Here is a 24877-nt window from a genome sequence, read left to right as displayed (position 1 = left end):
TATTATTTTTTGATAATTTTATTTGCACCTTCCAACCATACTTGTGGTCCGCCAGCAACATAGCCAGTACTTCCAAGTGCATTTAAATTTACTTTTGCATCGGCTGTTTTGGAAGCGTTAACAAACCAAACTGTAGGATAACCTCTAACTTGTAATTGTTGTTGTAATTGTGCATTTTGCATTTTTATAGCATCTGTTTGTTCATTTTTTCTAGGAAAATCTAATTCTACTAAGATAACATTATTGGAAGCCCATTTTACAAATTCTGGGGTTTTAAAAACTTCATTTTGTAATCGAATACACCAACCACACCAATCAGATCCTGTAAAAAACAAGAACATTGGTTTGTTTTCTTTAATCGATAAATCGGTAGCAACAGACATGTCAGTGTACCACTTTAATTCTTGACTTTGAGCAATAAATCCACTAAATAAAAATGCGAATATTAAAATTATTTTTTTCATAACTACTGTCTTATTATTATTTTACAAATATATACAAATTGTATGCCTAAAAAAGCAAGTTACTTTACATCTTGCATTAATTTTTTTACAAATGGCGAAATTAATATTAAAACCAATCCTGCGATTAACGCATAAATAGCTAATTGATAATACCCGTCTGCATAGGTATTAAGTTTTTCTATATTACTTGCGTTTTTGGAGGCTTTTGCAATATTTGCACCTAAAATTCCCGCAAAATATTGCCCATATGCACTAGCTAAAAACCACATTCCCATAATTACTGCTTGTGTTTTTTGTGGTGATAATTTTGTCATGGCACTCATTCCGATGGGCGATAAGCATAACTCACCAAAAGTAATTATGAACCATCCGAAGGTAAATAGATCTAAAGAAGTTCATCCTGAAGCATCTGCAAAAAACTTAGTATAATAGAAAATCCAGAAACCACCTGCTAAAAACAAAAAAGCCAAACCAAATTTTATAATAGTATTGGGCTCTATTTTTCTTTTAGATAACCACAACCAAACTAATCCTACTAAAGCAGCAAAAGCAATCACAAAGAAGGAATTTGCAGAATTATTCACTCCATTTGGATCTAACGGCAATCCTAAAACAGTATTGTTTAAATTTTCAGCTGCAAAATCACTTAGTGAACCCCCACTTTGTTCGAAAAATGCCCAAAAAACAATTGAAAATAACATAAAAATTACTGCAGCAACTAACTTTTTGTTTTCAATAATTGAAAATCCTTTCATTTCGTAAGCTAAATACAAAATAGAAATTGGACCAATTGCATACATGAAATAATCCGTGTAAACAGTGTTAGAAACCATTATAATAATTATTGGAACAATTAAAATTGAACCTACATATGTGCTCCATTCGTAAAATTTTCTTTTTGATTTGTCAAGATGTAATAATGGCGAAAGTCCAATTTCTCCTAAACTTTTTTGAGTTTGTGTAAAAGTCAAAAGACTAATAACCATTACAACTGCTGCTAAACCAAATGCTACATTCCATTTTAATTCATCTGGAATTAGATTAGATAACATTTGACCTTTTCCTATAGCAATACAAACATATCCGCCAATTAATGCCCCAAGATTTACACCTGCATAGAATAATGAAAAACCTGCATCAGTTCTTGAATCTCCATCTTTATATAGTTTTCCAACCATTGAAGAAATATTTGGTTTAAAAAAACCTGTTCCAACAATACTAAAACTAACACCTACAAAGAAGAATGATTTTGGATCGATAGCCAAAATTAAACTTCCAACAATCATTAATAAGCCGCCCCAGAAAAGGGATTTTCTAAACCCAAAAATTTTGTCTGCAAATAAACCACCTATAAAAGTAAACGCATACACCCAAGCTTGTGTGGCACCATACTGTAAATTAGCAGCTTCTTTATCCATCAATAAATAATGAACCATATAGAAATAAAGCATCCCGCGCATTCCATAAAAACAGAAGCGTTCCCACATTTCTGAGAAAAACAAATACCACAGTTGTTTTGGATATTTCCCTTTAAAATTTTGTATTTCTTCTATAGTTTGCATTAGTTAATTCCTTTTTCTTTCATTACTGCATTTAATTGTTTTAACAACACGAACATTAATAATGTAGCAAACATCAATAATCCGAAATTAATCCAAAAGAAATCTTGTTTGTTATCGTACGTGTCCCATAAACTTGCCAAAACACCGCTTAATTTATTTCCGATTGAAGTAGATAAAAACCAACCACCCATCATTAATGATGTTATATTTGTCGGACTCAATTTGGATACAACCGATAATCCCATTGGACTTAGAAATAATTCTCCAATTGTGATAATTCCGTAATTGGCCACAAGCCACCAAACACTAACTTTTTCAGAACCATTTGCACCCATATTTACAGCTGCAATCATTACTAAAACGGATAACGCTGAGATTAATAAACCGAATGCAATTTTTGTTGGAGTTGATGGCTCTTTTTTTCTTCCTCGTAAAAAGGTAAAGAAAGCAACCACTAATGGTGTTAAAATAATGACCCAACCTGGATTGATAGACTGACTTAAATTAGTTGCCCAAATAGAAATTTTTGAACTTTCTTCAGGTAGTTTTTCTTTGGCTACATTTCTAAAGTATATTGGGTAATCCACTGTTTTTTGAACTTCGCCATTTTCTTTTTGAATTCGAAAAGCGGCATCGTATAATTCAGTAGAATCTTTTTTATACTCTATTTCTTTTGCTAATTTAAGATTATTGAAAACAGATTTAGTTGTCCCAGTGATTTCTCTATCTGTATATCTATCTGCCCAAGTATTAAGCGCCGAACCATTTAGTTTGAAAACCGCCCAAAATAAAATCACCACTGAAAATATGGTTAACAAAGCACCAATTGGTCTTTTGTCTTCTGCTTTTGCTTTAAAATATAAACTTCCGTAAAAAAATATAACTGGAATACAAGCAAAAATAAAGGCATCCGTACTATCTGAACCAAAAACAGAACTATTTAAGTTAGTATCAGAAGCTACACCTTTTAGTAACCAACCAATAATTCCAAAAACAGCAGAAGGTAATAAAATAAATAAAACAATTTTATAAAATGGCATATCGCCTTCTTGTGTTCCTTTTTTATCGGTTTTGTTTCCGTAATGCTTTGTACCTAATAAGAAAACAATAACACCAATAAACATTCCAACGCCAGCTGCCATAAACGCATATTGCCAGCCTAATAGAATTTGTAGTGCTGCTCCAAAAAAGTTACAAATAAAAGCGCCAACATTAATTCCCATATAGAAAATATTATAGCCTTCATCTTTTTTGTCTTTGTACTGATCTTCAGAATAGAAATTACCTAAAAGAGTAGAAATATTTGGTTTGAAGAATCCATTTCCAATGATTACAAGCGTCATGGCTACATAAAGCATAGTAATATTGTGTATTCCCATTAATAAATACCCAACACCCATCATCAATCCTCCAATAATTATCGATTTTTTATATCCCCAATATCTATCAGCTACAAGCCCTCCAATAAATGGAGTTAAAAAAACTAAAGCAATGAAAGTTCCATATAAATCTGAGGCTTCTTTTTCTGTTAAAGCAAAACCAGATTCGACATCTTTAAGATAAAGTGTAAAAATTCCAATCATTAAATAATAGCCAAAACGTTCCCACATTTCAGATAAAAATAAGTAAGGCAATGCCTTTGGGTGTGATTTCCACATACTATTTTTGTTTTTTTAAGTTAAAAAAAAGCTCCGATATTATCGGAGCTTGAAAGATATAAAAAATATTTTATAAAATAACTAGTTAATACCGTGCATCATTTTTTTCAATCTAGGTGTTAATGCGAATAAGATTGCAGCTGCAATACCACATAATATTACGAATACCATAAAGAATTCAAACAAATTATGAATTTCAAAACCAGCAAAAACTGGATTAGATGGACTAATTTGATTTGTATCTAAAAGAGCAAGTTGTTCTTTAGTTGGTACTATTTTCTTATCTAAAACAGCTTGTAAATCTATTCCTAATTCTTTTGCTTTATTGAATTTATCTCCAGTTGCGGGCATAATAGAACCTAATGTTCCTGCTAATGCATATCCTGCTGCGTTTGATAAGAAGAAAACTCCGTACAATAAAGAAGAAAAACGTTTTGGAGATAATTTACCAACCAATGATAAACCAATTGGAGATAAACATAATTCTGCACACGTTTGTATTAAGTACAATAAGATTAACCATTTAATGGCTAATAAACCATTATTCCCTAAATCTTTTACGTTGTGAGCAATAATAAAATAGGAAACTGCAATTAATAGTAAACCAATAGCTTGTTTAAAAGGAGAAATCGGTTCCCTGTTATTGGCTCTTAATTTATCCCATAACATACTGAAAGGTACAGCAAACATTACTACGAATAATCCATTGAAAATTTGTACCATTGATGGCGGCATATTCCAACCAAAGAAATTTCTATCTGTTTGATTATCTGCAATAAACGTTAATGAAGAACCTGCTTGTTCAAAGGCTGCCCAGAAAAAGATAACGAAAAAGGCAACAATGTAAATTACTAAAATTCTATCTCTTTCTATTTTAGTTAATGAGGTGTCTGAGATAATTAATCCAGCCAAAGACAATCCACTTGCATAAATTATTGCATAAATAATATTCTGCCCAAATGCATAATGAAATAAGAATCCTAATCCTACGAAAGCAACAGCTGCTCCAATTAAAGCATTCTTTGAAAACACGGCTTTTTGAGATTCTCCTTCTTCAAAATCTGAAGCATCATTTTTTGATGGTAAACCACCAATTGGTCTTCCTTCCGGAGTAATCACGTATTTATTTTTTAAATAAAAGAAAACCATAGTTCCTAAAACCATTGCTATAGCAGCGGCTAAGAATCCCCATTTGAAAGCATAAATATCTCTTATCCCTCCAGCGTCTTTAACATCTCCGACAATTGGGCAAATTAATTGACCTAAGAAAGCACCTAAGTTAATTCCCATATAAAAAATGGTAAATGCTGTGTCTAATTTATTTTTTTCTTGTTTAGGATATAAACTTCCTACCATAGAAGAAATATTTGGTTTAAAGAAACCATTACCAAAAATGATAATTCCTAAAGCAACCCAAAGTAAAATTTTGGCTAATTCAATATTGGAAGTAAAAACAGTTGCACTAATAAACAATAAAAATTGTCCTGCCGCCATCATTAATCCTCCAAGCATAATGCAATTTCTATTTCCTAAGAATCTGTCAGCTACAAATCCACCTAACATAGGCGTTAAATAACATAAGCCTAAAAACCCACCGTAAATTAAAGAGGCGTCTGCTTCTTTCATTAATAATGAATTTACCATAAATAAGGTTAATATGGCTCGCATTCCATAGAAATTGAATCGTTCCCACATTTCGGTTCCAAATAATACCCAAAGTCCCTTTGGATGTCCTTGTTTAACTGTTTCGCTCATAATTAATTAATTTAGTTATATTGGTTAATTTATAGTTTTTCTAAAATAAAGTTGGTCATTTTGGTGTACAATTGTAAACGTGTTTTTCCACCATAAATTCCGTGATTTTTATCTGGGTAAATGGCCCAGTCAAATTGTTTGTTGGCTTGTACTAAAGCTTCTACCATTTTCATGGTATTTTGAACATGCACATTATCATCAGCCGTACCATGAATTAATAAAAAGTTTCCTTTTAATTTATTTACATGTGAAATTGGCGAATTGTTATCATAACCACTTGCGTTTTCTTGTGGGGTTTGCATGTATCTTTCGGTGTAAATGCTGTCGTAATATCTCCAAGACGTTACGGGAGCAACTGCAATAGCAGATTTGAAGACATCTGCGCCTTGAAAAACACAATTAGCTGCCATAAAACCACCAAACGACCATCCGAAAATTCCAATTCTAGATTTGTCTACAAAAGTATATTTTCCAAAAACTTTGGCCGCATCAATTTGGTCTTCAACTTCGTATTTTCCTAATTCTTTTTGCGTACATTTTTTAAATTCTGCCCCTTTAAAACCTGTTCCTCTACCATCAACACAAGCTATAATATAGCCTTTTTGAGCCAACATCATAAACCAATAATCGTCTGTTCCGTTCCAAGCATTGTCTACTTGCTGTGAACCTGGTCCCGAATATTGAAACATAAAAACAGGATATTTTTTATTCGGATCAAAATCTTTTGGTTTAATCATCCAAGTGTTTAAAATATGCCCTTTTTCTGTAGTGATGGTTGAAAATTCTTTCGAAGCCACGTTATATTTTGCTAATTTTTCTTCTACAGATTCATTAGATTGGATTTTCTTAATCTCTTGGGTGGTTTTTGAATCGTTTAAAGAATAGTAAGGCGCTGAAGTAGCACTTGAATAGGTATTTATAAAATACTGAAAATTTGGACTAAAAGTAGCACTATTTGTTCCTGTTTTCAATGTCAGTCTTTTTTTAGCTTTTCCGTCAATTGAAATGGAGTACACATCTCTATTTATGGAACCGTTTTCTACAGATTGATAGTATACAATTTTGTTTTTTTCATCAAATCCATAATAAGCGGTTACATCCCAATTCCCTTTTGTAACCTGGTTTTTTAACTTTCCGGTTTTGTCATAATAATAAATATGATTGAAACTGTCTTTTTCCGAAGTCCAAATAAAACTATTATCTTTTAAAAAGGTTAAGTTATCTGTAACATCCACGTAAGCTTTATCTTTTTCGTTTAAAATTACTTTTTTACTACCTGAATTTCCATCAACAAATACTACATCTAAATTATCTTGATGGCGATTGATTACTTGCGCACTTAAAACATTTGAATCGTTCGTCCATTTTAATCGTGCAATATAAAAATCTGAGTAATTACTTAAATCAATTTTTTGAGTTTTTGTCGAAGCTACATCATAAATATGTAACGAAACGTCTGCGTTTTTTTCTCCTGCTTTTGGGTATTTAAAAACTGCTTGAGTGGGATACAAACCTTGGTTATACATATCCATTGAAAATTCGGGAACATCCGTTTCATCAAAACGAATAAAGGCTATTTTAGTTCCGTCAGCATTCCAATCAAAAGCGCGTACAAAAGCAAATTCTTCTTCGTATACCCAATCTGTAATTCCATTAATGATGCTATTTTTCTTACCATCCGAAGTAATTTGCGTTTCTTTATTTAAAAGTAAATCAAAAATATACAAGTTATTTTCGAAAGCATATGCAACTTTAGTTCCATCGGATGAAAAAGTTGGTTCTTGAATGGCTTTATCGGTAAATTTTGATAATTTTTTTGATGCAATATCGTACACAAAATAATTTGCAGTAAATGAACGTCTAAATATTGATTCGCTATTTGTTGCAATTAATATCTTTTTCTCAGCCTGATCAAATGTGTAACTATCAATTGAAGTTAATGCTGGAAAATCTTTGGTGTCAATAAGGGTTGCAACTTTATTTAAAGTCGCATAATCAAACAAATCAATTTGCATAGTTTTAGAATTTCTATCGAAATTTAGTACCGTATATTGATTGGTGTTTTTCATGGCATTTAATTCGTCCATACCTTTTGTTCTAAAAGCGCCGCCCCAAATTTCTTCTAAAGTTAATTTTTGTTGTGCAACAACTGATACTGAAGTGGTTAGTATTAATAATAGAATACTTGTAAAATTTCTCATATTTTTAAATTCTAAAAACCTCCAATTTTAGTGAAAATTTACGACATATTCATAAAAAATAATGAATTTTTTACTTTCTAAGTTTTATTTTTTTAAAAATTACTTTTATTACCTTTGTCATTCAATTCGAAATTAATGGCACTAAATAAAACAGGTTTTTCAAAACTAACAAAAGAAGAAAAGATAAATTGGATCGCCGAAAAGCATTTTTCCAATCCAAAAGAAGCAATTGCCGTATTACAAAGCTATCAGAATTCTGATGCTTCCCTTCAAAAACTACACGACGAATTTATAGAAAACACCTTAACGAATTTTTATTTGCCGTTAGGTGTAGCTCCAAATTTCACCATTAACGGTAAAAACTATACCGTTCCTATGGCTATTGAGGAAAGTTCTGTGGTTGCAGCTGCCAGTAAAGCAGCAAAATTCTGGGGTGTTCGTGGAGGTTTTAAAACGACTATTTTAGGTACAGAAAAAATTGGTCAAGTTCATTTTTTGTATGAAGGCGATAAACAAAATCTTATTGAATATTTCAATTTTGTTAAGCCGTTTTTATTTACTGAAGCAGAAGGCATAACTAAAAATATGCAAAAGCGTGGTGGCGGAATTTCAGATATCCAATTAATTGATAAAACGGAGGCGTTAGAAAATTATTACCAATTGCACGCTACTTTTCAGACAAAGGATAGTATGGGCGCTAATTTTATCAATTCTTGTTTGGAACAATTTGCCAAAACATTTAAAAACAAATCTGAAGAATTTGGAATCCAATCGATTCAAATTGTGATGAGTATTTTGAGCAATTTTGTACCAAATTGTGTAGTTCGTGCCGAAGTTTCTTGTCCAGTTTCAGATCTTAATGAAGATGCCAACATCACGTCAAGTGAATTTGCAGAAAAGTTTCTAACCGCTGTAAAAATAGCAGAAGTAGAGCCATATAGAGCTGTAACACATAATAAAGGCATTATGAACGGAATTGATGCGGTGGTTTTAGCAACAGGTAACGATTTTCGTGCTGTAGAAGCTGGTATTCACGCATTTGCAAGTAGAAACGGAAGCTACACAAGTTTGTCTCACGCTAAAATAGAAAACGGAATATTTACGTTTTGGCTGGAAGTGCCTTTAGCATTAGGAACCGTTGGAGGTTTAACTAATTTACATCCTTTAGTCAAATTTTCTTTAGAAATGTTAGGTACTCCTTCTGCAACGGAATTAATGGAAATTGTCGCTGTTGCTGGATTGGCTCAAAATTTTGCAGCCTTACGTTCGTTAACTACTTCAGGAATTCAACAAGGACATATGAAAATGCATTTGAATAATATTTTAAATCAACACCAAGCTACAAAAGAAGAGAAACTATTAGTTTTAGCACATTTTGAAAACCAAACAGTTGCGCATAATTTAGTAGTAGATTTTTTAGAGCGTTTAAGAACTAAGTAAAACCCTTGCGAGCCTTGCGAAAATCTTCGCGAACTTTGCGTTTAAAATCATGAATGAAACGTATTATTCTAACGGAAAACTCCTAATTACTGGAGAATATTTGGTCTTAAATGGTGCCAAAGCATTAGCCTTGCCTACAAAATTTGGTCAGCATTTACGCGTTTCTTCGTGTGTAGAAAAAAAAATATTTTGGACTAGTTTGGATGCTGACAAAAGTGTTTGGTTTGAAACTGAATTCACTTTTGAGGAAATTCGAGAGGCTAAAAATTTTCAAGAAGAACATCCCATAAAACATACTTTAGTTGAAATTTTACATCAAGCATATTTACAAAACCCTAATTTTTTAGCTTCACAAGTAGGGTATAAAATTGAAACCGAATTGACTTTTCCAAGAAATTGGGGCTTAGGTACGTCTTCTACTTTAATAAATAATATTGCACAATGGTTACATATTGATGCGTTTGAATTATTAAGGAAAAGTTTTGGAGGAAGCGGATACGATATTGCTTGTGCCAATAACAACTTTCCAATTACATATCAATTAGTTAAAAATGAAAAACCCATTGTTGAGGTAGTTGATTTTTATCCAAAATATAAGGGAAATATCTATTTTGTGTATTTGAATAAAAAGCAAAATAGTCGTCACGCCATTCAAAATTATATGAATAAGCAACAGTTTTTAACCAAAAAGACAGCAACCATTTCTGAGATTACCAATAGAATACTGCTTTCGACAAATATAGAAGATACCATTGATTTATTAGAACATCATGAAATTATTTTAAGCGATATTTTAGAATTAGAAACCGTAAAAGAACGATTGTTTTCTGATTTTAATGGAGCTATTAAAAGTTTAGGCGCTTGGGGAGGCGATTTCGTTATGGTGCTATCAGAAGAAAATCCAACGCCTTATTTTCATTCAAAAGGTTATGACACTATTTTGACGTATGAGGAAATGATTTTAGTTTAATTAATTTATTTAATAAAAAATCATTATTTTTACATAAGTAATTCATTAATAAGCATATATATCAAAAAATAGTTTTGTATGAAAAAGATACTTTTTATTTTATTTATTTTCGTTTCATTATTTTCATCTTGTACAGAAGAAAATAGTACTCCTGCTGAAAACACAACCCAACCTAATAAAGTGTTATTACTAAAAGTAGATTATTTAACGAATACTTTTCAGGGCGGAAAAGAAACTACGTATACCGAAAATTCAAATTCATTTACTATTTCTCATCAATCTGTTCCAGCCGTTGATTTTGGAAATATTAAGTTGAAATATAATGAGATCAATCAAATTCTTTTTGATGGTGATATTATTTGGATGGGTTTAGGACAAATTCATTATCCACAAAGTATGCTTGCAGCCAATCAATTTGAAGCCTTATTAACAAACGATGTTGTTTTTCCAACTACAAATTTTCATCATATTTTACCAGAACCAAATCTATCAAATAACTACAATCAGGTTTGGATGGCTGTGCAAAATTTGGTAAAAGTTAGACAATATTTAATTTCAAATCCAACAGGAGTGGTACATTTATATCTTTATACACCAAGTGTTGGTATAGGTAATCCTGCCGACTGGAAATGGATTATTTTAATGAAAAATTAGTTTGTTATAAGTTTAATTTTATAAACCTATATCCTAAAATTGTCTCTAATTTTTTGCTTGAGACAATTTTTCCAATACTAGTTTCATTTTCATTAAATAATGGAGTAATTAAATGTAACTGCTTAGCTTTTTCTGTATAATAATTTTTTCGTGTGGGATGAATTGGCGCCACAGCATTAAACACTTCATTCCCAGCCTTGTCATGCTGATTTTGTTTCAGTATCTCACAAATAATTTCAATACAATCTTGTTGATGTATTAAATTTATTGGCGCATTTGGGTTGGGAATATTCGTTTTTCCAGCTAACATACGTATAGGATTCCGGTCTTCGCCAACCAATCCTCCAAAACGAATTATTGTTGAAGTAAAATGGGAGTTATTTAATAATAAATTTTCAGCCTCAATTAATTGTCTTCCGCTTTCTGTATCCGGATGTAAAACAGTATTTTCTGTAACGGTTGGAATTGAATCAGTGTCAGTATACACGGAAGTGGAACTAATAAAAATTACTTTATTAATAGAAGAATTTTCTATAAATGGAAGTAAAGTTTTTATTTTATTTACAAACGTTTTTTCAGAAGTAACTTCTGTAATTTTTCTCAGCCCTGGCGGAATATCAATAATTAAAATGTCAGAATTATACAAAAAATCAGAAATACATTCACTAACTTTAGTTTCAGAAAGTTCCAATAAATAAGGTTCAATGTTATTAGATTTTAAAAGGTCTAATTTATTTTCAGAAGTGGTAGATCCTTTTACTTCAAAACCAATTTCAATTAATTTTTTAGCTAAAGGAAAACCTATCCAGCCGCAACCAAGTATCGATACTTTCATTTTATTTTTTTACAAGTACATAATTTTCATTTTCCACCGCTAAATAACCTTGGTCGTAAACAAAATAATAAATATTTCCAGTTTTTGTGGTGTATAAAGAAGTAATTAAATCAAAATCAAAACCTTTACTTATTAATTTGTTTTTAGTGGTTTTGGTTTTTTCTTCGGGGTTTAATTCGGTTAAAATACGATAATTTTTGCGTAATTTATTGTTTATGTTTCGCATCAAATTGGTTTGATCTTTATTCATTTTATTGTTATAGACATTACGACAACCATCGCTGCAAAACTTTTTATCTTCTCTTCCGACAATTTTATCTTGACATTCTAAACAAGTTTTATTCATAATATTATTATTTGAGGTCCTATAAAAGTAATAAAAAAATAGAAATATTGGATGCTTTTAGATTTTTTATTTTCCATTTACAAACGACAACAAACAATTACAATCGATATTAATTGAATAACAACCGAATAACCTTTTTTTCTTGTCACATCTTTGCACTGTCGAATTGAAAGAACGAGTTCAGTCGATAAACAAATTTTAATTAATATAAACATTTAAATTTTAAACGCCATGAAAAACAGAGTACAATTAATCGGACATGTAGGTCAAGAACCAGAAGTTAAAAACTTAGAATCTGGAAAAGTAGCCAATTTTACTATCGCTACGAATGAAAATTACACCAACGCAAAAGGTGAAAAAGTAGAACAAACCGAATGGCATCGAATTTCTGCTTGGGGAAAAACTGCAGAAATTGTTGAAAAATTAATTACTAAAGGGTGTTACGTAGCAATAGAAGGGAAATTAACACATAGAAGCTACGATGACAAAGACGGCAACAAACGATTTATCAAAGAAGTCGTGGCGAACGAGTTGGTTTTATTGAGCAAATAGCAATTGCATTTCAATAATAAGATTTATTAAATTATGTAAATTTCTTAAATCTGTGTTTCAAAAAATTAAATAACAAAAACAATATATTTTTATACGCCATGAAATAAGCTTATTTCTTAAGCTACAACTTTACGAAACGCGAAATAAATAAACAATTAAATTATAAGCCTTATGAAAAACTCAGTACAATTAATCGGAAATGTGGGTCAAGAACCAGAAATCAAAAACCTTGAAGGAGGAAGAAAATTAGCAAATATAAACATCGCTACAAATGAAGTATATTTTCGTGAAAATGGCGATAAAGTAGAACAAACGCAATGGCACCGTGTAACGGCTTGGGGTAAAACAGCAGAAATTATTGAAAGATATGTAACTAAAGGTAAAGACATTGCCATTGAAGGCAAACTAACCCACAGAAGTTACGATGACAAAGATGGAAACAAACGCTACATTACAGAAGTAATTGCAAATGAAATTTTGTTAATCGGTAAATAAATTTGTTATGCAAGTTAGTGTATTTTCTATCCGAATAGATCCCGCATTTTTAGAGCTAGACCAACAAAAATTAAATGCTTTTTTAGAAACGGTTGCATTTAAAAATCTAGCACACAATTTTTGGAAAGTGAATCAGCGTATTGGTCTGTTATTGTTCATTATGAAAAAGAAGAGCAGAAAAAATCCGAACGATTAGAACGAAAGTCTTACGAAGATTTACTTCCGAATGACAAACAAGTTTACGGATACTTAAATCAATGGAGAACTGAAAAATCAGAACAACTAAACCAGAAGAAATTTATGATTTGCCATAATTCAGAATTAATTGACTTGGCATTATATAAGCCAAGTAATTTAGACGAATTACAACAGATTAAGGGTTTTGGAAAACAAAAAGCAGATAAATTTGGTGAAGATATTTTAGCGATTTTAAATGCCGTTTAAATTTTGAAGGATAAGAAGAGTGCTTATTAGTGTTCTTCTTATTCATTCATTAAACGTTCAAATTCTTCAAAAAACAAACCTAAATGATATCCGTCTATTAATCCGTGATGCACATAAACTGCCATTGGAATTTTTTTCACCCCGTTTTCGTCTGTCATTTTACCAAATGAAAATTTCGGACAACTATCAGGCATTGAAAAACTTCTAGAATGAGAAATTGAAGTAAAATTTACCCAAGGTAAAGCCGAAAAATGAATAATATTTTCATTATATTCTTTAGTAAAAAGTCCGGTTGTGTTTTGGACTCTAATTGCTTCATTAGAATAGTTTTTAATAAAAACATCAAGGTTTTCATCGTATTCTATTTCTGAAAAACCAAATGTTTTATCGTCACGTAAAATAGTAGCTGACGCATTAATTTTATTAAAAAGATACACATTTTCATTTTCTATTCGAAACCTAAAATTTTCAATTTTATTTACGGCAACTATGGTTTTATGTAAATAATATACAAAAAAACTTACGCCTAATTCTTTAGCTTTATGATAGGCATTTGTGCAATCAAATTGAATAGTAGTCCCAAAAAATGGTTCTTCAAATTTGCTAAAAAATTCAAAGTGCTCTTTTCGGTTCCAAGTTGTGATGTCAATCTTTTGCTTCATTACACTAAGGTTAAAATATCTATTATTTGGGTAACCGATTTAAAGTTGTTATGCTGAATTTCAAAATCTATTTTTTCGTATTCCCAAGTTGTATGATATGGAATATGAATGGCGTGTCCGCCTAAATTCAAAACGGGCAAAACATCGGATTTTAATGAATTGCCAATCATTAAAAAATCTTCTGCTTTGCAATCTAAACGACCTAACATTTTTTCGTAATCCAATTCGGTTTTGTCGCTCATCACTTCAATATGATGAAAATAAGTACCTATTCCAGAATCGTGAAGTTTACGATGTTGGTCTTTTAAATCGCCTTTTGTAGCGACAACTAATTTGTATTTTCCTTGCAATTGTTCTAAAACAGCAGTGATATTTGGGAGTAATTCTACTGGTTTTTGCAGTAAATCTTTACCAATAGCTAAAATTTGCTCAATGCCTTTGCCTGCAATTTGATGATTAGTCAATTCCAAAGCGGTTTCAATCATTGATAATGTAAATGCTTTAATTCCGAAACCATACAACGGCAAGTTGTTGACTTGATGGTTCAAAATCAATCTTAAAATTTCTTGATGTGACGCATAATCTTGAAACAACATACAAAAGCGTTCTTGCGCCTCATCAAAATAAGGTTCGTTGTGCCAAAGGGTGTCGTCTGCATCAAATGCGATTATTTTTGGGTTCATATTAAGATATCATCGCACCATTAATCACACCTTCTGATTCTGGATTTACGAAAATCAATTTTCCTTCAGCAGTATTGGTTAATAATAACATGCCTTCGCTTTCCACACCACGTAAAGCTCTTGGCGCTAAGTTGACCAAAACCGTTACACGTTTTCCAATGACTTCTTCTGGCGTAAAATGCTCTGCAATTCCAGATACGATGGTTCTTACATCAATTCCGGTATCTACTTTTAAAACTAACAATTTGTTAGCTTTTGGCATTTTTTCTGCTTCGATAATGGTTCCAATTCGTAAATCTACTTTGGCAAAATCTTCAAATGTGATGATTTCTTTTTGCGGTTCTGCTTTTGCGTTTTCCACTTGATTGGCGGTTTTAGTTGCTTCTAATTTATCTAGTTGTTTTTGGATTTCGGCATCTTCTATTTGAGCAAACAAAATTTCAGCTTGACCAATTTGATGTCCAGGTTTTGTCAAATTCCAATTTTCAAATTCCAAATTCCAATTATTGATTTTAATGTTTAAAATGTTGCACAATTTAGCAGAAGTAAACGGTAAAAACGGTTCAGAAAGTATCGCTAATGCAGAAGCAATTTGCAACGCTACATACATTTGAGTTTGTACTCTTGCCGGATTTTCTTTCACCATTTTCCAAGGTTCCTCGTCGGCTAAATATTTGTTTCCTAAACGGGCTACGTTCATTAATTCGCCTAATGCTTCTCTGAAACGGTAACGTTCGATCGAACTTGAAATTACGGCTGGATATGCTTTTAACTCTGCTAAAGTTTGTTTGTCAACTTCAGAAAATTCATTTGGCGTTGGAACAATTCCGTCGTAATACTTATTAGTCAACACCACAACACGATTGATGAAATTACCAAAAATCGCAGCTAATTCATTATTATTTCTGGCTTGAAAATCTTTCCAAGTGAAATCGTTGTCTTTTGTTTCTGGAGCATTAGCTGTTAACGCATAACGCAACGAATCTTGTTTATCTGGGAAATCTTGCAAATATTCGTGTAACCAAACCGCCCAGTTTTTTGAAGTCGATAATTTATTTCCTTCTAAATTCAAGAATTCATTTGCCGGAACATTATCAGGTAATATATAACTTCCTTCCGCTTTTAACATCGCTGGGAAAATGATACAATGGAATACGATATTGTCTTTCCCTATGAAATGAACCAATTTTGTATCGGCATCTTTCCAATACGGTTCCCAATCTTTTCCTTCGCGAGCTGCCCATTCTTTGGTTGCAGAAATGTAACCAATAGGCGCATCAAACCAAACGTATAATTTTTTTCCTTCGGCACCTGGAACAGGCACATCGATACCCCAATCTAAATCACGTGTTACGGCTCTTGGTTCTAAACCACCATCAACCCACGATTTTACTTGTCCGTATACATTGGGTTTCCAGTCGTTTTTATGACCTTCTAAAATCCATTCTCTTAAGAACGATTCGTAACGATTTAAAGGTAAAAACCAGTGTTTTGTCGATTTTAAGATAGGAGTTTCGCCTGTAATAGTTGATTTCGGATTGATTAAATCGGTTGCATTTAAAGTCGAACCACATTTTTCACATTGGTCGCCATACGCTTCTGGATTGTCACATTTTGGACAAGTTCCAGTTACAAAACGGTCTGCTAAGAATTGGTCTGCTTTTGCATCGTATAATTGGTCGGTTGTTTCTTCGATGAAATCACCGTTATCGTATAATTTTTTAAAAAATTCGGAAGCTGTTTTATGATGTATTTCCGATGAAGTTCTGGAATAATTATCAAAAGAAATTCCAAAATCTATGAACGATTGACGAATAATTCCGTCATATTTATCAATTACTTGTTGAGGTGTGATGCCTTCTTTCTTAGCTTTCATTGAAATTGCTACACCGTGCTCGTCGCTTCCGCAAATGAAAGCCACGTCTTTTCCTTGTAATCGTAAATATCTTGAATATATATCAGAAGGCACATAAACTCCTGCTAAATGCCCAATATGAATGGGGCCATTGGTGTAAGGAAGTGCCGCTGTAATGGTATATCTTTTCGGATTTTTTAACATAATGTCATTAAATTTGATACAAAAATAATTCATTTAAGAGGAATAGACGAATTTTTCTGTTCAAATTCCTTATTTTTGAATTCTTATTGAATTTTATATGATTATACCACCATTTTTAAAGGCCGGAGATACCGTTGCTCTTGTTTGTACAGCACGTAAATTTTTCCCCGAAGACGCCAAACCAGCTATTGATTTATTAGAATCTTGGGGACTAAACGTTAAATTAGGAACTACAATAGGCTTAGATAATTTTCAATTAGGAGGTACTGATTCCGAAAGAGCTGCTGATTTTCAGGCACAATTAGATGATGAAAACGTAAAAGCCATTTGGTGTGCTCGAGGGGGATATGGTACGGTTAGAATTATAGATTCATTAGATTTTACAAATTTCAAACAACATCCTAAATGGATAATGGGATTTTCTGATGTAACCGTTTTACATAGTCAATTAAATGTGGAACGCGTAGCGTCTTTACATTCCATAATGCCTTTTACAGTTCCAACTGCACCTGAAGAAGTGAAAGAAACCTTGCGACAAGCACTTTTTGGAGAAACGATTTCATATTTAATTCCTTCGAAAAGTTATGATGTAAATGGAACTGCTTCGGGCGAATTGGTAGGCGGAAATATTTCTATTTTGTACAGTTTATTAGGATCAAAATCAGCAATTGATACGAAAGATAAAATTCTTTTTATTGAAGATTTGGATGAATATTTGTATCATATTGACCGAATGATGTACAATTTAAAGCGTAATGGTTATTTCGAAAATGTAAAAGGAATTATAGTAGGAAGTATGACGGATATGCACGATAACGAAATTCCGTTTGGGCAAAATGAAGTGCAAATTATTACAGAAATTGCAAAAGAAAATTGTATTCCAATAGCTTTTCAATTTCCAGCAGGACATCAAAAAGACAATCGCACTTTGATTTTAGGAAAACAAGTACATTTTGAAGTAAATGAAAAAGAAATAAAACTTCAATTTATTTAAAAATAGCAATTCGAAACATTGAAATTGACACATTAAAAAATGGCAGATCATAATGATTTAGGAAAACTTGGAGAAGAAATCGCAGTTGATTTTTTAGAGAAAAACGGCTATGAAATCTTAGAAACCAACTGGACGTTTCAAAAAGCAGAAGTAGATATTATTGCTAAGAAAGATGCTATTTTGGCAGTAATAGAAGTGAAAACACGTTCTTCATTAGATTATGGTTTACCGCAAGATTTTGTAAAGCCCAAAAAAATTCAACTTTTAGTAAAAGCCATTAATGAATACGTGATTGCTAATGATTTAGACGTTGAAGTCCGTTTTGATATTATTGCAATTCATGCAACTGGTACATCATTTGACATAGAACATTTAGAGGCGGCTTTCTATTATTTCAACAATTAGTTATAATATTAAAATTTGGATTTATATATTTGTATGTAAATAAATCCCAAATTTTATGAAAACAGTAGCCTCAGTTGTTGAAAAACACTTAAAAACTAAACCTTTTTTATTGAGTTCTTTATCTGAAGGAATTATCAATTTAACATCTTTAGCCCGAATTATTATGCCTGAAATTGAATTGTATTTAGGCAAAGATATTAAACAAGGTGCCGTAGTTATGGCTCTAAAAAGAATTTCTGAAGAACTTGATTTTAAAATTAATCATAAGGTAACTAAAGTGTTACAAAATATTGGAGAAATTACGGTTCGTTCTTCACTAACAGATTATACTTATGAAATTTCTGATACTTTGTTAGAAAATCAAACCAAATTAATGTTTGAGTTAAAAACGAATAAAAATTTATTCTATACGTCATCTCGAGGTGTTAATGAAACAAATATTGTGGTAAGCTCAGAAATTAACGCCATTGTAGAATCTTGCTTAAAATCTGAAAGATTAATTAGTAAAAACGAAAATTTATCTTCTATAACTGTAAAATTACCTCATGAAAATGTTTCTGTTCCAGGTGTATATTATTATATTTTTCAATCGTTAGCTTGGGAAGGTATTATTATTGATGAAGTAATTTCTACATCAAATGAATTTACTATAGTAGTAAATGAAAATCAAATTGATTTAGCATTTAGTGTAATAAAAGATTTAAAAAAAATAGGCTAGTCAACGACTAGCCTATTTTTTATTCTTCTTTTTTAGCATCCATTACCCAGGTGTCCATAAAGGCCGTGGTGTAATTTCCAGCCACATAATCTGGGTGATCCATTAATTGTCTGTGGAATGGAATGGTGGTTTTTATGCCTTCAATATGAAATTCGTCTAAAGCGCGTTTCATTTTGTTTATTGCTTCTTGTCTGGTTTGCGCCGTTGTAATTAACTTTGCAATCATCGAGTCATAATTTGGTGGAATCGTATAACCAGCATAAACATGTGTGTCTAAACGAACACCGTGTCCGCCTGGCGAATGTAATACCGTAATTTTTCCTGGTGAAGGGCGGAAGTCGTTATACGGATCTTCAGCATTAATTCTACATTCAATCGCATGTAATTGTGGAAAATAGTTTTTACCAGAAATTGGAATTCCAGCAGCTACCATAATTTGTTCACGAATTAAATCATAGTCTACAACTTGTTCTGTAATTGGGTGTTCAACTTGAATACGGGTATTCATTTCCATAAAGTAGAAGTTTCTATGCTTGTCTACTAAGAACTCTACTGTTCCAGCACCTTCGTATTTTATATATTCAGCTGCTTTTACAGCTGCTGTTCCCATAGCTTCACGTAATTCATCTGTCATAAACGGAGAAGGAGTTTCTTCGGTTAATTTTTGATGACGACGTTGTACAGAACAATCTCTTTCAGATAAGTGACATGCTTTACCGTATGAGTCACCCACAACCTGAATTTCAATATGTCTTGGTTCTTCAATAAGTTTTTCAAGATACATACCGTCATTTCCAAAAGCGGCAGCAGATTCTTGACGAGCCCCTTCCCAAGCTTTTAATAAATCTTCTTGTTTCCATACAGCACGCATTCCTTTTCCACCACCACCAGCAGTTGCTTTTAACATAACTGGATAGCCAAATTCAGCGGCTAATTTCTCTGCTTGTTCGTAAGAGTCTAAAATCCCTACTGAACCCGGAACACATGGTACGCCAGCTTCAATCATGGTAGCTTTAGCCGAAGCTTTATCTCCCATTCTGTCGATCATTTCAGGTGAAGCACCAATAAATTTGATGTTGTGTTCTTGACAGATTTTTGAAAATTTTGCATTTTCAGAAAGGAAACCATAACCAGGATGAATAGCATCTGCATTTGTAATTTCTGCAGCTGCAATAATGTTTGACATTTTTAAGTAAGACAAATTACTTGGTGCAGGTCCTATACAAACCGCCTCATCTGCAAATTTAACGTGCAAACTTTCGGCATCAGCAGTAGAATAAACGGCTACTGTTTTAATTCCCATTTCTCTACAAGTACGAATAACGCGTAGAGCAATTTCACCTCTATTGGCAATTAATATTTTTTTAAACATCTTTTTATTATTTTAAATTATAAATTATAAATTTTAAATGATTAATTGAATGATGAAAAAAATTCATTATTCAAAATTCAAAATTTAAAATAACTATGATGGATCAACTAAAAATAAAGGTTGGTCAAATTCAACTGGTGAAGAATCATCAACTAATACTTTTACAATTTTACCTGAAATTTCAGATTCAATTTCGTTGAATAATTTCATGGCTTCAACTACACATACTACATCACCTTTGCTAATAGTACTTCCTACTTCAACAAACATTGGTTTGTCTGGAGCTGGTTTTCTGTACAATGTACCAATCATTGGTGATTTAATTGTAATGTATTTAGAATTATCTTCTACAGCAGTCTCAACAGGTGCCGCAGCTGCAGGAGCGATTGCTGCAGGAGCAACTGGCGCTGCTTGCTGAATTGCTTGTTGCATCGGTGCTTGTTGCACATAAGTAATATCTTGAGAATTTCCTTCTAAAGTAGTTCTAATAGTAATTTTTACATCGCCCGTTTCTAATTTTACTTCTGCTACTCCAGAATTAGATACAAATTTGATTAGGTTTTGAATTTCTTTTAAATCCATAATTAAGTTGTTTTAGTTATAGTTTGTTTTTATTAATATGCCCATTTTAAATAGATAGATCCCCATGTGAATCCCCCTCCAAATGCTGCAAAAATTAAATTATCTCCTTTTTTAAATTTATCTTCAAAATCTGCTAAAAGCAAAGGCAATGTAGCAGAAGTAGTATTTCCGTATCGGTGAATATTGACTAACACTTTAGACTCATCCACATTCATTCTGCTTGCAGTGGCGTCAATAATTCTTTTATTTGCTTGATGCGCAATTAACCAATTCACATCATCGTGCGATAAGTTATTGCGTTCCATAATTTTTTCACTTACATCAGCCATTCCTGAAACGGCATGTTTGAAAACGGTTTTTCCATCTTGGAATACAAAATGTTGTTTGTTTTTAATAGTATCTTCAGATGGAGGCAAAATAGAACCGCCGGCTTCAATTTTTAAAAACTCTCTTCCAATTCCATCAGATTTAAGTATCTCGTCTTGTAATCCTAAACCTTCATAATTAGGCTCAAACAAGGCAGCACCGGCACCATCACCAAAAATAATACATGTGGCACGGTCAGTATAATCAATTATAGACGACATTTTATCGGCACCAATAAGTAATACTTTTTTATATTTTCCAGATTGAATGTAAGCAGAAGCGGTTGACATACCAAAAAGAAAACTTGAACAAGCGGCTTGCAAGTCGTAAGCAAAAGCATTTGTGGCACCGATTTGCGAGGCTACATATACTCCAGTTGCTGCTACAGGCATATCTGGCGTGGTAGTTGCCATAATTACCAAGTCAATTTCTTTTGGGTCTATTTTTGATTTTTCTATAAGATTTTGAGCCGCTTTTATAGCAAGGTAAGAAGTTCCTTCGCCATCTTCTTTTAAAAGCCTTCTCTCTTTTATTCCGGTTCTTGATGTAATCCATTCATCATTGGTATCAACCAAAGTTTCTAGAACCTGATTTGATAATACATATTCTGGTACATACGAGCCAATTGCAGTAATTGCGGCAGTAATTTTATTCATATGTTTTAATGTTATTTTTTTTGGTAACATATGTATCGCTATTTTTTTGGTTTTTCTTTCGAATCACGCAGTATTTATAGCGATTTCATAAATAAATAATTTTCTTAGCAACTTTGTGTGCGTAAAGAGGCGAAAATTACGAATTATTTCGGAATTTTCTAAAAATACAATTAGATAATTTTCATTAAAATAAAAAAACTCTCACGCAGGTGAGAGTTTCTCAATAATTTTAGTGAAATTATATCATTGCTTCAGTCTTGTCGATAACAACTTGACCTCTGTAATACATTTTACCTTCATGCCAGTAAGCTCTGTGATATAAGTGAGCTTCACCAGTTACTACGCAAGTTGCAATTTGTTGTGCAGATGCTTTGTAGTGTGTTCTTCTTTTGTCTCTTCTAGTCGATGACTGTCTACGTTTAGGATGTGCCATTTTATTCTATTTTTTATCCGTTAATAGTTTTTTTAAACCTTCCCATCTTGGGTCTATTTCTTTAATCTCTTGTGCTTTTGTTTCTTTTGGAGAAAATTTTTCTAAATTTTGTAATGCTTCTGATTGTAAAGTTCCATCTTTTATTCCGGTGTGTATTCTTTTGGTTGGAACCGATAAAACCATCATTTCATAACAATATTGTGCTACGTTTACTTGAAATTCATCATGAGGCAAAATGATAAATTCATCATTGTCATCATTAAATTCATCACCAAATCTAACTATAAGTTTCATTTTTCCTTTAATAGGTAAATCAAAATCCTCATTTGTTAAATCGCAAGGAACATTTATAATTCCTTTGTGCGAAAAATTGAGTTCAAGCATGTTGCTTTTTTTCTCTAATACTACATTCATTTTGATGTTAGAATCGTTAAATTCGTCATAGCCAAAATGAGTAAAGAACGTATTGTTTACTTGAAATTCAAACTGGTGTTTACCCAGTTTTAATCCTGAAAATGGGATTAAAAATTCTTTTAATATATCCATAACATCAGTTTTTCCCTTTTTATAAGGGTGTGCAAAGATACAAAAATATTGGAATTACAATAATTTTCTTTGCTTTTTTTTAAATTAAACTTTTCCTGTTCCTTTTTTCAACGGGTTGTTGGTTAATTCAACATATTCCATTCGGTTTTTATATATATCTATAGCACTGTAAACGGCTTCTCTAAAAGAGCTTTCGTTGGCTATATTTTTTCCTGCAATATCAAAACCCGTTCCGTGATCTGGCGAGGTTCTTACTTTGTTTAATCCTGCTGTAAAATTTACACCTTCTCCAAAGGATAGGGTTTTGAAAGGAATTAAGCCTTGGTCGTGATACATCGCAACTACCGCATCGTAATTTTTATATTGGTTGGAACCAAAAAAACTATCTGCCGAAAACGGGCCGAAGACTTGAATACCACTTTTAAAAATTTTCTCTAAACTTGGTTTCACAATTTCATCATCTTCTTTGCCAATTACGCCATTATCGCCGCTATGTGGGTTTAGTCCTAACACAGCAATTTTTGGTTTGTTTATTTTGAAATCGGCAATTAAACTTTGATGTATGGTGTTGATTTTTTTCTCAATTAATTTTGAATTGATATGTTTTGATAAGTCTGCAATAGGCACATGGTCTGTAATTAAGCCTACTTTTACATCTTCATGAATCATAAACATTAGGGCTTCACCTTCTAATTGTTCGTTTAAATAATCTGTATGTCCTGCAAATTTATAATCCTCTGCTTGAATGTTGTATTTGTTTATAGGTGCTGTTACCAATACATCAATTTGATTATTTTTTAACGCTGTAGTAGCTGCTTGAAATGATTTTATGGCGTATTTACCAATTTCTTCATCTAATTTGCCATTTTCTAAATTAACACCTTCGCGCCAAACATTTAAAACATTTATTTTTCCTAAAACAATCTGATCCAGTTTGTCAATTCCTTGTATGAATGCTGTTAAATTGTAGTTTCTTTTTAAAAACGAAACAATTTTAGCATTGGCAAAAATAACAGGTGTACAGATGTCTAACATTCTTGTGTCTTCGAATGTTTTCAAAATTACTTCTGGTCCAATGCCGTTCATGTCTCCAATAGAAACACCAACAATTATATTTTCCGAATGTTTTACCATTTTTATTTCTTAATTTTGATGCAAATTTATAAAAATAAACCGTCATATGTTTACAGGAATCATAGAAACTATCGGAATAATTTCAGATATCAAAAAAGATCAGGGAAATGTACACCTAACAATTCAAACAAATATTACGAATGAGTTAAAAATTGACCAAAGTGTGGCACATAATGGTGTTTGTTTAACCGTTGTAGAAATTTTTGACAACAAACATGTGGTTACAGCTATTCAAGAAACAATTAATAAAACCACTTTAGGTTTGTGGCAAATTGGCGACAAAGTAAATATCGAAAGAGCTATGAAATTAGGCGATAGACTGGACGGACATATTGTACAAGGCCATGTAGACCAAACCGCAGTTTGTACATCTATTCAAGAAAAAAGTGGTAGTTGGGAATTTACTTTTGAATACGACACGGCTTTAAACAATATTACTATTGAAAAAGGCTCTATAACAGTAAATGGAACCAGTTTAACAGTTGTAAATTCAGCTAAAAATAGTTTTAGCGTAGCAATTATTCCATATACGTATGAACATACTATTTTTCATACTTTTGAAATTGGCACAAAAGTAAATTTAGAATTTGATGTGGTGGGTAAGTATATTGCTAGGATGTATGAATTAAGAGGGTAATCTTTTATTAAAAAAAACCCTTGTAAATACAAATACTTACAAGGGTTTTGTTGTGGTCCCACAATATAGCTAATTTATTAATTCAATACTAATAATTTCATTATAAGGGTACCCAAACTCTTCGTCTGTACCAGCTATAGCTTTCCACTTAATTTTGAATTTCTTATTTAAATATTGTTGATTAATATTATTGTTTTCATCTATTAATTTATAAGTGTTTGGTATACTACTAAAATTATAGCTCGTACCTTTAT

General features: G+C 32.0%; 26 protein-coding genes and 1 pseudogene. 10 read left to right on the top strand and 17 right to left on the bottom strand.

The features are described from left to right. Positions 1–2 precede the first annotated feature (2 nt). The 5 genes and pseudogenes from ACIQZ1_RS05745 to ACIQZ1_RS05725 all read right to left on the bottom strand — a co-directional run bounded on the left by ACIQZ1_RS05745 (position 3) and on the right by ACIQZ1_RS05725 (position 7640). Positions 3–464, bottom strand: a complete 462-nt coding sequence (locus ACIQZ1_RS05745; RefSeq protein WP_396159873.1) for a thioredoxin family protein — start codon at positions 462–464, stop codon at positions 3–5. 59 nt (positions 465–523) lie between these two features. Beyond that, positions 524–2026: pseudogene (locus ACIQZ1_RS05740) on the bottom strand (peptide MFS transporter). Further along, entirely contained in the window at positions 2026–3684 is a 1659-nt protein-coding gene (locus ACIQZ1_RS05735; protein ID WP_396159871.1) for a peptide MFS transporter, read from the bottom strand. The pseudogene ACIQZ1_RS05740 and the gene ACIQZ1_RS05735 overlap by 1 nt, the downstream one beginning before the upstream one ends. An 81-nt stretch (positions 3685–3765) precedes the next feature. After that, on the bottom strand, positions 3766–5439 hold the full coding sequence (locus ACIQZ1_RS05730; RefSeq protein ID WP_396159870.1) for a peptide MFS transporter: 1674 nt from the start codon (positions 5437–5439) through the stop codon (positions 3766–3768). A 29-nt stretch (positions 5440–5468) separates the two neighbouring features. Next, positions 5469–7640 carry a S9 family peptidase gene (locus tag ACIQZ1_RS05725; RefSeq protein WP_396159868.1) on the bottom strand — a complete coding sequence of 724 codons (2172 nt, stop codon included), beginning with the start codon at positions 7638–7640 and terminating at the stop codon, positions 5469–5471. 135 nt (positions 7641–7775) lie between these two features. Here ACIQZ1_RS05725 and ACIQZ1_RS05720 point away from each other — a divergent pair, with 135 nt between their 5' ends. The 3 genes from ACIQZ1_RS05720 (at position 7776) to ACIQZ1_RS05710 (ending at position 10704) form a co-directional block, all read left to right on the top strand. Beyond that, complete coding sequence (locus ACIQZ1_RS05720; RefSeq protein ID WP_396159867.1) at positions 7776–9080, top strand: hydroxymethylglutaryl-CoA reductase, degradative; 1305 nt, start codon at positions 7776–7778, stop codon at positions 9078–9080. Between the two features lie 49 nt (positions 9081–9129). Continuing rightward, complete coding sequence (locus ACIQZ1_RS05715) at positions 9130–10050, top strand: GYDIA family GHMP kinase (protein ID WP_396159865.1); 921 nt, start codon at positions 9130–9132, stop codon at positions 10048–10050. A gap of 78 nt (positions 10051–10128) precedes the next feature. After that, entirely contained in the window at positions 10129–10704 is a 576-nt protein-coding gene (locus ACIQZ1_RS05710; protein ID WP_396159863.1) for a hypothetical protein, read from the top strand. A gap of 4 nt (positions 10705–10708) precedes the next feature. Here ACIQZ1_RS05710 and ACIQZ1_RS05705 read toward each other — a convergent pair whose 3' ends face one another. After that, on the bottom strand, positions 10709–11539 hold the full coding sequence (locus ACIQZ1_RS05705; RefSeq protein ID WP_396159861.1) for an NAD(P)H-binding protein: 831 nt from the start codon (positions 11537–11539) through the stop codon (positions 10709–10711). A gap of 1 nt (position 11540) precedes the next feature. Then, positions 11541–11885, bottom strand: coding sequence for a hypothetical protein (locus ACIQZ1_RS05700; RefSeq protein WP_396159859.1), 345 nt, complete (start codon positions 11883–11885; stop codon positions 11541–11543). A gap of 231 nt (positions 11886–12116) precedes the next feature. Here ACIQZ1_RS05700 and ACIQZ1_RS05695 point away from each other — a divergent pair, with 231 nt between their 5' ends. The 3 genes from ACIQZ1_RS05695 to ACIQZ1_RS05685 all read left to right on the top strand — a co-directional run bounded on the left by ACIQZ1_RS05695 (position 12117) and on the right by ACIQZ1_RS05685 (position 13376). Next, positions 12117–12437 (top strand): single-stranded DNA-binding protein, encoded by a 321-nt coding sequence (locus ACIQZ1_RS05695; protein ID WP_396159857.1) that lies wholly within the window; start codon positions 12117–12119, stop codon positions 12435–12437. Between the two features lie 171 nt (positions 12438–12608). After that, positions 12609–12932, top strand: a complete 324-nt coding sequence (locus ACIQZ1_RS05690; protein ID WP_396159855.1) for a single-stranded DNA-binding protein — start codon at positions 12609–12611, stop codon at positions 12930–12932. Between the two features lie 120 nt (positions 12933–13052). Further along, on the top strand, positions 13053–13376 hold the full coding sequence (locus tag ACIQZ1_RS05685; RefSeq protein ID WP_396159853.1) for an HRDC domain-containing protein: 324 nt from the start codon (positions 13053–13055) through the stop codon (positions 13374–13376). A gap of 38 nt (positions 13377–13414) precedes the next feature. Here ACIQZ1_RS05685 and ACIQZ1_RS05680 read toward each other — a convergent pair whose 3' ends face one another. The 3 genes from ACIQZ1_RS05680 to metG are packed head-to-tail and all read right to left on the bottom strand — an operon-like array spanning position 13415 to position 16780. Then, positions 13415–14038, bottom strand: a complete 624-nt coding sequence (locus tag ACIQZ1_RS05680) for a CatA-like O-acetyltransferase (RefSeq protein WP_396159851.1) — start codon at positions 14036–14038, stop codon at positions 13415–13417. Continuing rightward, positions 14038–14721 carry an HAD family hydrolase gene (locus tag ACIQZ1_RS05675; protein WP_396159849.1) on the bottom strand — a complete coding sequence of 228 codons (684 nt, stop codon included), beginning with the start codon at positions 14719–14721 and terminating at the stop codon, positions 14038–14040. The genes ACIQZ1_RS05680 and ACIQZ1_RS05675 overlap by 1 nt, the downstream gene beginning before the upstream one ends. Before the next feature lies 1 nt (position 14722). Then, on the bottom strand, positions 14723–16780 hold the full coding sequence (metG, locus tag ACIQZ1_RS05670; protein ID WP_396159847.1) for a methionine--tRNA ligase: 2058 nt from the start codon (positions 16778–16780) through the stop codon (positions 14723–14725). A gap of 97 nt (positions 16781–16877) precedes the next feature. Here metG and ACIQZ1_RS05665 point away from each other — a divergent pair, with 97 nt between their 5' ends. Genes ACIQZ1_RS05665 through ACIQZ1_RS05655 form a run of 3 tightly spaced genes read left to right on the top strand, consistent with a single transcriptional unit; the run spans position 16878 to position 18897 of the window. Next, positions 16878–17774, top strand: coding sequence for an LD-carboxypeptidase (locus ACIQZ1_RS05665; protein ID WP_396159845.1), 897 nt, complete (start codon positions 16878–16880; stop codon positions 17772–17774). A gap of 39 nt (positions 17775–17813) precedes the next feature. Then, positions 17814–18179 (top strand): YraN family protein, encoded by a 366-nt coding sequence (locus ACIQZ1_RS05660; RefSeq protein WP_396159843.1) that lies wholly within the window; start codon positions 17814–17816, stop codon positions 18177–18179. Between the two features lie 55 nt (positions 18180–18234). Then, a complete protein-coding gene (locus ACIQZ1_RS05655; protein ID WP_396159841.1) occupies positions 18235–18897 on the top strand; it encodes an aspartate kinase in 663 nt (220 codons plus the stop codon). 19 nt (positions 18898–18916) lie between these two features. Here the strand turns inward: ACIQZ1_RS05655 and accC are convergent, their stop codons facing one another. The 6 genes from accC to pdxA form a co-directional block, all read right to left on the bottom strand. Next, entirely contained in the window at positions 18917–20269 is a 1353-nt protein-coding gene (gene accC / locus ACIQZ1_RS05650) for an acetyl-CoA carboxylase biotin carboxylase subunit (protein ID WP_396159839.1), read from the bottom strand. Between the two features lie 93 nt (positions 20270–20362). After that, positions 20363–20851 (bottom strand): acetyl-CoA carboxylase biotin carboxyl carrier protein, encoded by a 489-nt coding sequence (accB, locus tag ACIQZ1_RS05645; protein ID WP_353147516.1) that lies wholly within the window; start codon positions 20849–20851, stop codon positions 20363–20365. Positions 20852–20883: 32 nt separating this feature from the next. Beyond that, positions 20884–21873 (bottom strand): beta-ketoacyl-ACP synthase III, encoded by a 990-nt coding sequence (locus ACIQZ1_RS05640; protein ID WP_396159837.1) that lies wholly within the window; start codon positions 21871–21873, stop codon positions 20884–20886. A 238-nt stretch (positions 21874–22111) separates the two neighbouring features. After that, positions 22112–22306, bottom strand: a complete 195-nt coding sequence (gene rpmF / locus ACIQZ1_RS05635; RefSeq protein ID WP_166130208.1) for a 50S ribosomal protein L32 — start codon at positions 22304–22306, stop codon at positions 22112–22114. A gap of 6 nt (positions 22307–22312) precedes the next feature. Continuing rightward, positions 22313–22852, bottom strand: a complete 540-nt coding sequence (locus tag ACIQZ1_RS05630) for a DUF177 domain-containing protein (protein WP_353168120.1) — start codon at positions 22850–22852, stop codon at positions 22313–22315. A gap of 84 nt (positions 22853–22936) precedes the next feature. After that, positions 22937–23986, bottom strand: coding sequence for a 4-hydroxythreonine-4-phosphate dehydrogenase PdxA (gene pdxA / locus ACIQZ1_RS05625; protein ID WP_396159834.1), 1050 nt, complete (start codon positions 23984–23986; stop codon positions 22937–22939). A gap of 46 nt (positions 23987–24032) precedes the next feature. Here pdxA and ACIQZ1_RS05620 point away from each other — a divergent pair, with 46 nt between their 5' ends. Then, positions 24033–24623 (top strand): riboflavin synthase, encoded by a 591-nt coding sequence (locus ACIQZ1_RS05620; RefSeq protein WP_396159832.1) that lies wholly within the window; start codon positions 24033–24035, stop codon positions 24621–24623. Between the two features lie 69 nt (positions 24624–24692). On the opposite strand, the gene ACIQZ1_RS05615 is transcribed toward ACIQZ1_RS05620, so the two are convergent. Continuing rightward, on the bottom strand, positions 24693–24877 hold a 185-nt coding region (locus tag ACIQZ1_RS05615; protein WP_396159830.1), incomplete at its 5' end, for a hypothetical protein.

Origin of the sequence: Flavobacterium sp., from assembly GCF_044341185.1 — a bacterium.
Classification (GTDB): Bacteria; Bacteroidota; Bacteroidia; order Flavobacteriales; family Flavobacteriaceae; genus Flavobacterium.
This window is presented reverse-complemented; position numbering and strand designations above follow the sequence as displayed.

Coding starts and splice junctions, on each gene's coding strand:
- ACIQZ1_RS05745 (WP_396159873.1), bottom strand. CDS start 464: ATGAAAAAAATAATTTTAATATTCGCATTTTTATTTAGTGGATTTATT.
- ACIQZ1_RS05735 (WP_396159871.1), bottom strand. CDS start 3,684: ATGTGGAAATCACACCCAAAGGCATTGCCTTACTTATTTTTATCTGAA.
- ACIQZ1_RS05730 (WP_396159870.1), bottom strand. CDS start 5,439: ATGAGCGAAACAGTTAAACAAGGACATCCAAAGGGACTTTGGGTATTA.
- ACIQZ1_RS05725 (WP_396159868.1), bottom strand. CDS start 7,640: ATGAGAAATTTTACAAGTATTCTATTATTAATACTAACCACTTCAGTA.
- ACIQZ1_RS05720 (WP_396159867.1), top strand. CDS start 7,776: ATGGCACTAAATAAAACAGGTTTTTCAAAACTAACAAAAGAAGAAAAG.
- ACIQZ1_RS05715 (WP_396159865.1), top strand. CDS start 9,130: ATGAATGAAACGTATTATTCTAACGGAAAACTCCTAATTACTGGAGAA.
- ACIQZ1_RS05710 (WP_396159863.1), top strand. CDS start 10,129: ATGAAAAAGATACTTTTTATTTTATTTATTTTCGTTTCATTATTTTCA.
- ACIQZ1_RS05705 (WP_396159861.1), bottom strand. CDS start 11,539: ATGAAAGTATCGATACTTGGTTGCGGCTGGATAGGTTTTCCTTTAGCT.
- ACIQZ1_RS05700 (WP_396159859.1), bottom strand. CDS start 11,885: ATGAATAAAACTTGTTTAGAATGTCAAGATAAAATTGTCGGAAGAGAA.
- ACIQZ1_RS05695 (WP_396159857.1), top strand. CDS start 12,117: ATGAAAAACAGAGTACAATTAATCGGACATGTAGGTCAAGAACCAGAA.
- ACIQZ1_RS05690 (WP_396159855.1), top strand. CDS start 12,609: ATGAAAAACTCAGTACAATTAATCGGAAATGTGGGTCAAGAACCAGAA.
- ACIQZ1_RS05680 (WP_396159851.1), bottom strand. CDS start 14,038: ATGAAGCAAAAGATTGACATCACAACTTGGAACCGAAAAGAGCACTTT.
- ACIQZ1_RS05675 (WP_396159849.1), bottom strand. CDS start 14,721: ATGAACCCAAAAATAATCGCATTTGATGCAGACGACACCCTTTGGCAC.
- metG (WP_396159847.1), bottom strand. CDS start 16,780: ATGTTAAAAAATCCGAAAAGATATACCATTACAGCGGCACTTCCTTAC.
- ACIQZ1_RS05665 (WP_396159845.1), top strand. CDS start 16,878: ATGATTATACCACCATTTTTAAAGGCCGGAGATACCGTTGCTCTTGTT.
- ACIQZ1_RS05660 (WP_396159843.1), top strand. CDS start 17,814: ATGGCAGATCATAATGATTTAGGAAAACTTGGAGAAGAAATCGCAGTT.
- ACIQZ1_RS05655 (WP_396159841.1), top strand. CDS start 18,235: ATGAAAACAGTAGCCTCAGTTGTTGAAAAACACTTAAAAACTAAACCT.
- accC (WP_396159839.1), bottom strand. CDS start 20,269: ATGTTTAAAAAAATATTAATTGCCAATAGAGGTGAAATTGCTCTACGC.
- accB (WP_353147516.1), bottom strand. CDS start 20,851: ATGGATTTAAAAGAAATTCAAAACCTAATCAAATTTGTATCTAATTCT.
- ACIQZ1_RS05640 (WP_396159837.1), bottom strand. CDS start 21,873: ATGAATAAAATTACTGCCGCAATTACTGCAATTGGCTCGTATGTACCA.
- rpmF (WP_166130208.1), bottom strand. CDS start 22,306: ATGGCACATCCTAAACGTAGACAGTCATCGACTAGAAGAGACAAAAGA.
- ACIQZ1_RS05630 (WP_353168120.1), bottom strand. CDS start 22,852: ATGGATATATTAAAAGAATTTTTAATCCCATTTTCAGGATTAAAACTG.
- pdxA (WP_396159834.1), bottom strand. CDS start 23,986: ATGGTAAAACATTCGGAAAATATAATTGTTGGTGTTTCTATTGGAGAC.
- ACIQZ1_RS05620 (WP_396159832.1), top strand. CDS start 24,033: ATGTTTACAGGAATCATAGAAACTATCGGAATAATTTCAGATATCAAA.